Origin of the sequence: Proteiniphilum sp. UBA1028 (genome assembly GCF_002316955.1) — a bacterium.
In the GTDB taxonomy this organism is placed as follows: domain Bacteria; phylum Bacteroidota; class Bacteroidia; order Bacteroidales; family Dysgonomonadaceae; genus Proteiniphilum.
Genome location: NZ_DCEN01000004.1, coordinates 533 through 12,909 on the forward strand (window position 1 = coordinate 533; position 12,377 = coordinate 12,909).

The window sequence follows — 12,377 nt, forward strand, 5'->3', positions numbered from 1 at the left end:
GTACCCATGCACAGGAGTGGCGGATTGGCGGACAGACCGATGAAGTTTGCCGATTTCCTGAAAGAGCATCAAATAAACAAAGAACTTTACACGGTGGAGATAACCGATGAAGAGATCAAGCAGCTGGAGGTCTTGTTACCGGATGCAATCAAGTTTGCACACCAACTTCATATGGATCAGCAACAGCAAAAGCCTCAATTGAAAATGGAGAAAGTGATGGCAGTTAACGAAGAAAAGATGAGGAGCTGGAAAAGGAGCAAGGAGCACCAGATGGAGATTGAGTTTGGTGACAAGCCTGAATATGGATTTGTGAAAAGACGCAGGAGAGACAAGGAGATCGAGATTGAGACCATACTCAACAGGTCGAGCCAATATTTCAAAGATTTGACAAGTTTAAACAGCGTTCCCTATTTAAAAGTATTGGCGGTATTTTATAATTAGCACATCTCCGCGAAAAATAAATTCCATATTTACCCACGAAATTGCCCATATTTACCCACGAATTGATATATTCCCGACTTTGACAGTTGAATTTGGCCTAATCCCGTCGTGGAGGTGCTTTGAGGACTTTTAAAAACTTCAACTTTGTGGTACACAAGAGAGGCCAATAATTATTTTTCATCTTTTTTTCTGGTGGATGATATTATTTTTCTCATCGTTTGTTTGGTGATAATTTGGGTATCTGTCCTGAAGCCGGCCCAACCATGGAGATGGTCGGTGAGGGTGGTCCTTGTGTATGCCGGGACGAACCCCTCTCCCGGGATACTGCAGAAGTCCATCCCGGCCAGGGTGTCGCTGATCTCCCTGACGGAGAACTTCCTGCCCGCCCTGTTGACTTTCTTTTCCAGTATCCTCATCATCAACAGCGAGAGGAGGCAGGTGAGGAAGTGCGCCCTTATCCTGTCATCCCTCTGCAGGAAAACGGGTCTTGCCTCGAAGTCTGTCTTCATTACCCTGAAGAACTTATGTGTAGCTTCTCATAAGTCTTTCAAGTGGCTTAAACAACATCTGAAAATAAAGAAATTCTGGGGTACAACCGAGAATGCGGTTCCGATTCAAATCTACGTTGCTATATGCACTTATTGCCTGGTTGCAATCGTCCAAAAAGACATGAAACTTGACAGAAGCACATATGAAGTTTTGCAGGTTTTGAGTATATCTTTAACTGACAAAACTCATCTTCGAGACTTGTTCGACAAAACTAAATTTCAAAATGTCAAAGATCGTTTTAGGCTTAATGAGCCAAATTTGTTTAATTATTAATAACGTCCCAATTTTAATGGGATGCTCTAATATATAATACTACCGATAACGATGGATCAATTAATTTTCACTACTATATGCATATTAGCGCGAATCAGTATTCAAAAAATTAGATAAATGAATGCGATTGCAATTTTGCCTATCGTATGTATAAGTAATCCTTTGTAGATCCACTTGAATTGAGTCCCTATAATTGCATACTTGTTTATTTATTGTTTTGTTTGCTGTTAAATATTTTCGTAAATTCGTTGCTTAATTCAATTTCCAAGAAATTGATGTAATTGGATTATGCTTCTTATCATTGAAAAACCTTATAGGATAATATGATAAGATGGTTTTTTTATAAAAATGTGGAAGTATAAAGACTACAAACATATTGTATTCGTTGTGGTAATTACACAATTGATATCACCTCAACGTAAAACATTTTATATAAAAAGTTCATGTAAAAATGGCATCCAGTTATAGCACTTTACCTACACAATACCATGCCAAGTATTTTGCTCATGAATTGACGCGTGCAGGAGGCAAAGGAGTAGACCGTCTTGGTCGTGCCTTATTTGACGCATGTGTTGATTTGAATCCCCATCAGATTGAAGCGGCTTTGTTCGCCTTGCGATCCCCCTTATCAAAAGGAGTTTTGTTGGCCGATGAAGTCGGTCTTGGCAAAACCATCGAAGCCGGTCTGGTTATTTGTCAGAAGTGGGCGGAAAACAGCAGAAAAATATTGGTCATCAGCCCTGCATCGTTACGCAAACAATGGGCAGTGGAGCTGGAAGAGAAATTCAATCTCCCCAGCCAGATACTCGATGCCAAGACCTATCGGGATTCACAAAACAACGGGAATCCCAATCCTTTTGAAGAACGGAAAATACTCATCTGCTCCATGCACTTCGTAGCCAGTAAGGCGATGGACATTCGTGCCATTCCATGGGACCTTGTTGTAATCGATGAAGCACATAAACTGAGGAATGCTTATAGAGAGAGCAACAGGATAGGACAAACCATCCGACAAGCCACGCAGGAGAGAAAGAAACTACTCTTAACAGCCACACCTCTGCAAAACTCGTTGCTTGAGCTATATGGTCTATCAACACTTATTGACGAAAACATCTTTGGAGAACTGGCTTCATTCAGGACACAATATATGAACAATGGAGGCGACATTTCTGGGCTTCGTGATAGACTGCAGGGTTTTTGCTGGCGCACGCTCCGAAGTCAGGTGAGTGAATATGTTCCCTACACTGAACGTAAGCTGATCACCCGTCCATTTAAACCCACTGAACAGGAGTACAAGCTGTACGAAGCTGTCTCAGATTATTTGCAGCGTGACGAAACCTATGCATTTCCCGCACGACAAAAACACCTGCTCATACTTCTCATAAGAAAAGTATTGGCCTCCTCTCCGATTGCACTTGCAGGCACTCTCAAAATAATCAGAGAACGATTAACGGGATTGTTAGAAAAGGCCAAAAGTGGAAGTTCTGTCACTGAGCTTTTGATTGAGCAGGAAGCAATAGATGAAGATCTCCTGGATGAAATACTGAAAGATGAAGAGGATGAGGTAAACGACATCGATTCAGAAAACGAGGAATCAGTACCGGAAGTAAAGATTGACATAAAGCAATTGCAAGATGAAATCAAAGAGATTGACCAATACATCGATTGGGCACTTAGCATTGGAATAGACACGAAATCAAAGGCACTGCTGACTGCGCTTGATGTGGGCTTTCAGAAAATGGATGAAATGGGTGCAGCGCGTAAGGCTGTTATCTTTACCGAATCACGGAGAACCCAGGATTGGCTTTTACAGCATCTTAACGACCATGGTTATTCAGGTCAGGTTGTCACTTTTAATGGGACCAACAAAGATGGATCAACCGCTAAGATATACAGCGACTGGCTGGAAGAAAACAGAGATAGCGGACGAGTCAGCGGATCCCGACAAATAGACATGCGGGCTTCCATACTCGATCACTTTAAAAACAGTGCTCAGATTTTAATTGCCACCGAAGCCGGTGCTGAAGGATTAAACATGCAGTTTTGCTCTTTGGTAATCAACTTCGATTTGCCATGGAACCCCCAGCGGATAGAGCAGCGTATTGGACGCTGTCACCGTTACGGGCAAAAGCATGATGTGGTTGTTATCAACTTCCTGAATGAAAAGAATGCTGCCGACAAGCGCGTATATGAGCTGCTTGAACACAAGTTCAACCTTTTTAGCGGTGTGTTTGGTGCCTCTGACGAGGTATTGGGCACCATTGAATCCGGTGTGGATTTCGAACGACGTGTCCTGGAGATCTATCAGGAGTGCAGAAGCGAAAAAGAGATCAAGAAAGCCTTTGCCAAACTACAAAAAGAGTTGGAAGAATCCATTCAGGCCAAGCTGAAAGATACACGGAAAGCGCTTTTGGAGCATTTTGATGAGGATGTGCATGAAAGGTTGAGTGGAAGTTTGGTCGGGACACAGGAGAAGCTCGACCGGATCGGAAAGCAATTCTGGGCAGTAACCAGGTATGTGCTCAACGAAGATGCCACATTCCATGATGCCTCTCTCTCGTTCGATCTTCACAAACAACTCATCAAGGAGGCAAGAGTGGGCACCTATCATCTTGTCACAAAAGGCAAGGAAGTGCTGAACAGTGAGTTCTTGTATCGGCTTGCCCATCCGCTTGGCGAACATGTTGTTCAACGCGGCAAGAATTTATCCTGTCCCATTTCAAAAGTACAATTTGATATCTCCAATAATCCTACAAAGATATCAGTTATTGAAAGCCTCAAGGGAAAATCAGGTTGGCTGACACTCTGTAAACTGATGATAACTTCGTTCGAATCGGAAGAGTACCTATTGTTCTCCGCGATAGATGACTCAGGTGTGAATCTTGATCAGGAGACCACAGAAAAGCTCTTCAATTGCATAGGGTATGCTCAAGAGGAAATCACCATTCCCGAACAGATAGACAAGCGGCTGGATGCTGACAGTGAAAGGCACGTTAGATCCACGATTGCCAGGAACCTTGAAGAGAACAACAAGCACCTGTCCGAAGCATGCATTCAGCTGGATAAATGGGCAGAGGACATGGAGAAGGCGGCGGCAAAAGAGATGGATGACACGAAGCGGAAGATATCAGACATTCGCAGAAAGGTCAGATTGGCACCTACAATGCAGGAACAGGCCGATCTTCAGGCAGAGTTAAAGAAACTTGAAACCTTGCGTCGTAGGCAACAGCAGATGATTTTTGATGTGGAAGATAACATTGCAGAAAAGCGGGATTCGCTGGTTGACCAATTGACCAGGCGTATGGAGCAAAAAACAGAAAGGGAAACTCTTTTTACGATTCGCTGGGAGGTAAAATGATGAAGAAAACCATTCAAGCAAAAGGTACAGAGATTGCAATCATCAGCAGGAATAATGAAGATGACTTTATTTCCTTAACTGACATTGCCAAGTACAAAAACAAGGATGACGCATTTATTGTGATCAACAACTGGATGCGTTTAAGAGACACCATTGAATTCCTGGGTCTCTGGGAATCGTTGAGTAACCCGGAATTTAAACCTATCGAATTCGATAGGTTTAGACAGGAGTCAGGTTATAATGCATTTACCTTATCGCCCCAGAAATGGATAAAAGCGACAAACGCAGTAGGAATTATTTCAAAGTCGGGCCGATACGGTGGAACTTTTGCACACAAAGATATCGCCTTTGAGTTTGCATCCTGGATATCAGCAGAATTCAAGCTGTATGTGATTAAAGATTACCAGCGTCTGAAAGAGTCTGAAACATCACAAAAAGCTTTGGACTGGAATCTGAGCAGGGCCATATCGAAGATCAACTACAAGATTCACACGGATGCAATCAAAGAAAATCTTATACCGCATATCGTATCAAAGAGTCAACAGACATTTACCTATGCCAGTGAAGCCGACATCCTCAACGTGGCAATGTTTGGTATAACTGCCAAAGAATGGAAAGAGCAGCATCCTGATGCAAAGGGAAATATTCGTGATAGTGCCACAATACAGCAATTAATAATCCTTTCCAACATGGAAAGTATGAATGCTGAACTGATAAAACAGGGAATTACTCAAGATCAAAGATTGTCGATTCTGAATAAGATGGCGATTGATCAGATGACATCCATTTTGAGTAGCGCCACGACAAAAAAACTACAACAATAAACAGACAAAACATACAGGAGATAATTATATGTCAAATACAAAAAAACTCCGGGAACGGTTATTAAAAAAGTTAACAGAACTCTTCCAATTGGATCAACCGGATCTTGACTTTGGTTTTTACCGCATCATACAGACGAAAGCATTGCAAATAAAATCCTTTATAGACAAAGATCTATTACAGATTATCGAGGATGCGTTCGGTCAAATTGATGAAGCCAGAAAAGCTGAATTGGAGGCAAACATTACCCGGGAATTGGAAGCAGCAAAAGAATATGGTGTTGCCGATCCTGAACAGTCCCCCAAAGTGATGGAGGCAAGAGCCAGGTATGAAGCACTACGTGATGGAGCAACTGCCGAAGCTGATATATATGATCATCTATATCGTTTTTTTGAACGATATTATGACGATGGCGATTTTATATCGCGACGCTATTATGCCCGTGAGAGTGCCGGAAAAGCAGCTCCCTTTGCCATCCCGTACAACGGCGAGGAAGTAAAACTGCACTGGGCCAATGCGGATCAGTACTATGTGAAAACGGCAGACTACTTTTCCAATTTCAGCTTTGATATCAGCCAGGCAGTTGAAATCAGGACGATGACTAATGATGTGAAAGTCCTAAACGGTATACCGGAAACACCACTAAAGATCCATTTTCGTATCATAGATGCTAGTGAGGGTGAGCATGGAAATGTGAAGGAATCAGAGGAGAAGAAACGATTCTTCGTCTTATACGAAGAGAAGCCGGTCGAGTTGAATGATAGTGGAGAACTGGTTGTTAATTTTGAATATAAATCCTTGCCGGGTGGAAAGAACGAGGTGGATCCAGAGACAGAAAAGGCACTCAAAGAGAAATTTGGCAGAAGCCTGAATAAGGGTGACATGCCGAATCTTGCAATGGCCCTTAAAATCAAAGAATCTGTATCACAAATAGATAAAGAGAGTGAATACATCAGTGCATTGAATCTTTTCGCTCCAACAGATAAGATTCCCAATCGACCATTGCTCACAAAGTACATCAACCAATACACCGCCCGTAATACCCGTGACTACTTCATTCACAAAGACCTGGGTAGCTTCCTCAAGCGGGAACTTGATTTCTATATCAAAAACGAAGTGATGCGTCTTGACGACATTGAGAATGCCGATGCACAAGCCGTAGAAGGCTATCTGGCAAAGATCAAGGTGATGCGCAAGATAGCCACCAAACTGATTGATTTTCTCGCTCAACTTGAGGATTTCCAAAAGAAACTCTGGCTGAAAAAGAAGTTTGTCACAGAAACAAACTACTGTATCACGCTTGATCGAGTACCTGAAGCATTGTACGGTGAGATTGCCTCGAACGATTCACAACGGGAAGAATGGGTAAAGTTATTTGCCATCGATGAAATTGGAGTAACTCAAGAAGAAGAGAAGAAAAAAAGTAAAGAGCTATTTGAAGATGAAACAATATCCTACACAGTCCCATTAACTGTAGAATTCCTTAAAGCGAATGACAAGCTGGTACTGGATACTGCTTTCTTCAGTGATGAATTCAAAACAAAGCTGATTGAATCGATTGAGAACTTTGATGAGCAGTGTGATGGGTTGTTGATTCATTCGGAGAACTTTCAGGCGTTGAATCTTTTGCAAGAAAGATACAAAGATCAAGTCAAATGTTTGTATATAGATCCTCCTTACAATACTGGAGATTCAAAGATTCTATATAAAAATGTTTATGATTCTTCCTCTTGGCTCTCACTTATGGAGAATCGGATAAAAGTTAGTTGGCCGTTATTATCAGAAGATTTTGTTTACTACATAGCAATAGATGACTATGAAATGGTGCCATTATGTGAAATGATTGATACACATTTGCCTTTCAGGAGAGAAATGATAGTTATTAATCATCATCCACAAGGAGGAAAGGCCGTTACATTAGCAAATACTCATGAGTATATGCTTGCAATGGTAGGTAAAGATTCAGATCGAACCTTAGTTGGAAGAGTTATTAATGAAGATATTGAGGAAAGACCATACAAGCGGAGTGGTACAGCTGAAAGTAACTTTAGATACGGGCGTCCAAACAGTTTTTATGCTATTCTTGTTGATCCTTTAACTTTTGCTGTTGTTGGAGTTGAAGAACCACCTGAAAAAGATTTGAAAGACTACCCAATAGAAAACACATCTGATGGATTAAAACGAATTTATCCTATTGGAAAAGGAAAAACAGAAAGAGTATGGCGTAATGCTTATGAGACATGTAAAAAACTTGTAGAAGCTGGTAAATTAAAGTGTAGCTCGAATTTCACTATTTATCAATTAATTGAACATGGTGAAAAGAAAACCGCTTTATTTAGTAACTGGACAGATAAAAAGTATAATGCTGGAACTTATGGTGCAAATCTGTTGAATGATATTATCGGGCCAAATCCATTTGGTTACCCAAAGTCAATTTTCACAGTCGAAGATGCTATATTTACACACTCTGATTTAGATGGTAGTTTAATATTAGATTTTTTTGGAGGATCAGGAACGACAGGTCACGCAGTTATAAATTTAAACAAGCAGGATGATTTATGTCGTAGGTTTATTTTAGTTGAAATGGGAAATCATTTTGATACAGTACTTAAACCACGTATACTAAAAGTAACATACTCCTCTAACTGGAAAAACGGTAAACCGACAAGCCGCGACACAGGAATATCTCAATGTTTAAAGTATATCCGTCTTGAATCATACGAAGACACACTGAACAACCTTGAATTTGACAATAACCCTGATCGCGGTAGGGCAATAGAGGGTAACCCATCCCTGAAAGAGGATTATATGCTACACTACCTACTCAATGTGGAGACACGGGGGAGCCAGTCACTTTTGAACATTGACGCATTTACAGATCCGACAGCCTATACTTTGAAGATCAAAAAACCAGGCAGCGATGAACAGGTTGAGAAACAGATCGACCTGATCGAGACCTTCAATTATCTTATTGGGCTTCGCCTGGAAAACATGGCAGCGCCACAGACATTCACAGCCAGCTTTATCCGAAAAGCAGATCCAGAACTTCCGGAGGACCAACATACCAAACTTTTAGTGGATGGTAAAATTCAACTGGATGATGATGGTAAATGGTGGTTCAGAAAAGTGGAAGGCTGGGTACCAGCCGATCGCATGAATCCGAATAACGGTATCAAAGAGCACGTGTTAATAGTCTGGCGAAAACTTACAGGCAACCTGGAAGAAGACAATCTGATGCTGGATGAGTGGTTTGAAAAATACCGTATCTCAACCCGAGACTTTGAATATGACACGATCTATGTGAACGGATCAAACAATCTCCCTAACCTCAGGAAGGATGATGAGAACTGGAAAGTACGGTTGATTGAAGAAGAGTTTCACAAACGCATGTGGGATGTTGAAGGAGAGGCATAATGGCTAAAAGAAAATCAAAAGGACCAAAGGTTCACAAATTCAGGGATAAGCTTCTCCTGAATCAGTGGCTCATAAGCTTGTTTGGAATAGATCCACTACGGGAGGATGAAAAGAAACGTCCATTTCACAAACTGGCAGAACCTATTCGTGATTCCAGACAGGAAGGATTGGATAAGGACAACTTGCATCACTTCTACCATGCACTGGTAAACAGTGACCTGTTTTGGGATGATAAAACGAAGTTGAGTAAAGAACAGTTGCTTGCCTATGAGGAGAATATCGTAAAGCATACCCAGACGATCAACGAAAAGCGGCATCGTCCGGTGGTATGGAAGTATTACCAATGGCTTTCTCTGCTTTTCGTGGAGATATATCTCGACCGTTATTTCAGCAACCGGGAATCTCTACTCGCATCACTGAACGAATACGTGGACCGCTTCAATGATCGCTGGTCTGACTATGCCGACATGGCACATTTTAAGGAAGAAGAACTGAATAAACTCTCCTTACAGAATGCCACGGGATCAGGAAAGACATTGCTGATGCATGTCAACTACCTGCAATACAACTATTATTCAAAGAAATATGGCAAAGAGCATGATCTTTCGCGGGTCATTCTGATTACTCCCAACGAAAGGTTGAGTGAACAGCATATTGGTGAGTTTGCAGAGAGCAACATTGGCGCATCGAACTTCTCGAAGGAGGGTCACAACCTCTTCACACAGGCACAGGGAATGAACAGAGTGGATGTGCTGGAGATCACCAAGCTGGGAGAGAAAGAGGGACCAAATACGATTGCGACTCGCAGTCTTGGCGACCAGAACTTGTTGCTGGTTGATGAAGGTCATCGCGGCCTTTCAGGAACCAATGCCAAGACCGATGAAAATGCATGGTATAAGAACCGTGCCATGCTTTGTGAAAAAGGGTTTGCCTTTGAATACTCGGCAACCTTCGATCAGGCTGTTTCCGGTACAGGACATGAAGATGATTATGCGAAGACCGTTGTATTTGATTACTCCTACCGTTGGTTCTATGAAGATGGGTTCGGGAAAGATTACCAGATCTTGAATTTGCCTAAATCAAATGATCATGAAATCAAATCCGTATACCTGACGGCCTGCCTTTTAAAATTCTATCAACAGTTGGATATTTACGACAGTAAAAAGCAACTATTGACTCCTTTCAATATTGAAAAACCCTTATGGGTTTTTGTGGGAAGTACCGTGAGCGGAGGGAACAAGCTTGGGAAAGATGAGCAGATTGTTGCGACCGATGTTGCCCAGATCATTTTGTTCCTCAACGATTTTCTTTCCGACCGAGAGAAATCACGCAAACACATGGAAACAATATTGACCGGAACAGGTGTGGATACCGGACTGATGGACAGTAAAGGTATTGACATCTTCGAGGGTTCATTTACCTGGTTGGCTAAAACAATCAGTTCGGGACTAACTTACGACGATCTCTATAAAAACATCCTGAAGCGTCTGTTTAATACAGACAGCGGCGGCCATCTAATCCTGGATAGGGTGAAGGGGGAATCGGGAGAAATCTCTTTGCGTGTTGGCACATCGGAAACACCTTTTGGACTGATAAACGTGGGTGATGCCAAGGCTCTTGCCGATCACATTGAAAGTGTAGCTAAACAAAATGAATTATCGCTCACGATAGCGGATAGTGATTTTTCGGAGGCGATGTTTGAAACCGTGAAGGAGTCCTCATCGCCTGTAAATCTGTTAATTGGATCGAAGAAATTTGTTGAAGGGTGGGACTGTTGGCGGGTCAGCACCCTCGGGTTGATGCATGTGGGGAAAAGCGAGGGTGCCCAGATCATTCAGCTGTTCGGACGCGGTGTGCGATTGAAAGGATATGGCTGGAGCCTGAAACGAAGCGGACACAGCAATGTACTCTCATTGCCCCAACATATTGAGGAGCTCGAGACACTGAACGTATTCGGTATTGAAGCCGACTTTATGGAGAAATTCCGCCAATTCCTTGCCGATGAAGGGTTGCCCGGAAATGAGCGGAGACGTGTTTTCACCATTCCTCTCAATGTCACCTACAATTTCGGCAAGAAACTTCAGATTATCCGGCCGAAGCGGAAAGCGGATGATGGAAAAGAGTACGACTTCAAAAAGGATGCTCCGGTGCCCACCCTGGGTCAGCTTACAGAATACCTGAAACTGCATCCTGTTGTATCGGACTGGTATCCGCGTATCCAATCCATACATTCAAACGGAAGAGCAGCAGTCATAAGCAGAGAAGATGTGAAATTGAACGCAAAGCATCTTTCGTTGTTGAATATGGATGAATTGTATTTCGAGCTCGAACAGTTCAAACGAGAAAGAAGCTGGTACAACCTGAATATTGATAAATCCGGTATCCGGAAACTTCTTGCGGATACGACCTGGTACACTCTCTACCTGCCCGCTGCCCGTTTGGAGCCCAAAGGATTTGAAGACGTACTCTTGTTGCAACAAGTAGCAACAGAATTGCTGAAACGTTACTGTGATCACTATTACAACTATTGTAAACGATCTTTTATTGAGCCTCGTCTCGAGTTAAGAGAGCTGACTCCGGGGGATGACAACATTCCGAAAGAAGATTTCTATCAGTTAATCGTGGATGGCAGTGAAGAACAGGTGATTCTTTCCATTGCCAAGCTTCAGAAAGAACTGGAAGAAAACAAACAGTCACTACTAAAATCCGGCGATCTGCAGGCATGCCGTTTCGGGATGCATCTATTCCAACCCCTCTTTCATGTGAGAAAAGGCGGAAAGATTACCATCCTTCCGGTAGCGTTGAATGAAAGTGAGTTTCAGTTTGTAACAGATTTAAAGGATTGGACAGAAACCAACGAGCGGGAGCTCCAAGAAAAAGGTGTTGAACTCTTTTTACTACGGAATCTAAGTCGTGGCAAAGGGGTCGGCTTTTTTGAAGCGGGTAACTTTCACCCGGACTTTATCTTGTGGATGATTGACGGAGACAAACAATATGTCACCTTTATCGAGCCACACGGACTGCTTCATGAGGGTCCGGCAAGCGAGAAACTACTGTTTCATCAACGCATCAAAGAGATTGAAACACGATTGGCAAAACCGGATATCATATTAAACAGTTTCATACTCTCTTGGACAAAATACCCACAGCTACGTTGGGGTATTTCTCAGGAGGAGTTGGAAGCCAATCACGTTTTGTTCATGACAGATGACAGGGATGGTTATTTAAACAAACTCTTTTACGCTCTAAAGAAATTTTGATGAATTGATCTGAAACCTCAAATCCATAAATTAAATAATGCCCACTGTCAGATCAAGTCTGAACTATTACACATAAACCTAAGCGACAAAATCGTGATTGGATACAAATCACCTAATGGACAACTAGACAAACTACTAGCTAATTTGAAATTTGACCATGTTTAAGCCACCCTTTCACAGTCACATACATTGCCATATCCCTCTTCTACGTGGCATACAGTCGAGCGATACAAAGACTGGTAATCAGCGGAGTGGGTAAT

The 12,377-nt window shown here is 42.2% G+C and carries 6 protein-coding genes and 1 pseudogene; 6 read left to right on the forward strand and 1 reads right to left on the reverse strand.

What is annotated here, in order from left to right:
• A partial coding sequence (locus tag B3Z75_RS00580; RefSeq protein WP_294066557.1) for a hypothetical protein occupies positions 1–441 on the forward strand: 441 nt, incomplete at its 5' end.
• 170 nt (positions 442–611) lie between these two features.
• Here B3Z75_RS00580 and B3Z75_RS00585 read toward each other — a convergent pair.
• Positions 612–950 carry a hypothetical protein gene (locus tag B3Z75_RS00585; protein WP_294066572.1) on the reverse strand — a complete coding sequence of 113 codons (339 nt, stop codon included), beginning with the start codon at positions 948–950 and terminating at the stop codon, positions 612–614.
• Positions 951–987: 37 nt separating this feature from the next.
• Between B3Z75_RS00585 and B3Z75_RS00590 the strand changes: the two are divergent.
• The 5 genes and pseudogenes from B3Z75_RS00590 to B3Z75_RS00610 form a co-directional block, all read left to right on the forward strand.
• Positions 988–1,263, forward strand: a pseudogene (locus B3Z75_RS00590) (IS4 family transposase); the annotation flags it as partial.
• A 451-nt stretch (positions 1,264–1,714) separates the two neighbouring features.
• Entirely contained in the window at positions 1,715–4,621 is a 2,907-nt protein-coding gene (locus B3Z75_RS00595; RefSeq protein ID WP_294066560.1) for an SNF2-related protein, read from the forward strand.
• On the forward strand, positions 4,618–5,445 hold the full coding sequence (locus tag B3Z75_RS00600; RefSeq protein WP_294066563.1) for a KilA-N domain-containing protein: 828 nt from the start codon (positions 4,618–4,620) through the stop codon (positions 5,443–5,445). The genes B3Z75_RS00595 and B3Z75_RS00600 overlap by 4 nt, the downstream gene beginning before the upstream one ends.
• Positions 5,446–5,473: 28 nt before the next feature.
• Complete coding sequence (locus tag B3Z75_RS00605) at positions 5,474–8,857, forward strand: site-specific DNA-methyltransferase (RefSeq protein WP_294066566.1); 3,384 nt, start codon at positions 5,474–5,476, stop codon at positions 8,855–8,857.
• Complete coding sequence (locus tag B3Z75_RS00610) at positions 8,857–12,117, forward strand: DEAD/DEAH box helicase family protein (protein WP_294066569.1); 3,261 nt, start codon at positions 8,857–8,859, stop codon at positions 12,115–12,117. The genes B3Z75_RS00605 and B3Z75_RS00610 overlap by 1 nt, the downstream gene beginning before the upstream one ends.
• Positions 12,118–12,377: the final 260 nt, after the last annotated feature.

Coding starts and splice junctions, on each gene's coding strand:
- B3Z75_RS00595 (WP_294066560.1), top strand. CDS start 1,715: ATGGCATCCAGTTATAGCACTTTACCTACACAATACCATGCCAAGTAT.
- B3Z75_RS00610 (WP_294066569.1), top strand. CDS start 8,857: ATGGCTAAAAGAAAATCAAAAGGACCAAAGGTTCACAAATTCAGGGAT.
- B3Z75_RS00600 (WP_294066563.1), top strand. CDS start 4,618: ATGATGAAGAAAACCATTCAAGCAAAAGGTACAGAGATTGCAATCATC.
- B3Z75_RS00585 (WP_294066572.1), bottom strand. CDS start 950: ATGAAGACAGACTTCGAGGCAAGACCCGTTTTCCTGCAGAGGGATGAC.
- B3Z75_RS00605 (WP_294066566.1), top strand. CDS start 5,474: ATGTCAAATACAAAAAAACTCCGGGAACGGTTATTAAAAAAGTTAACA.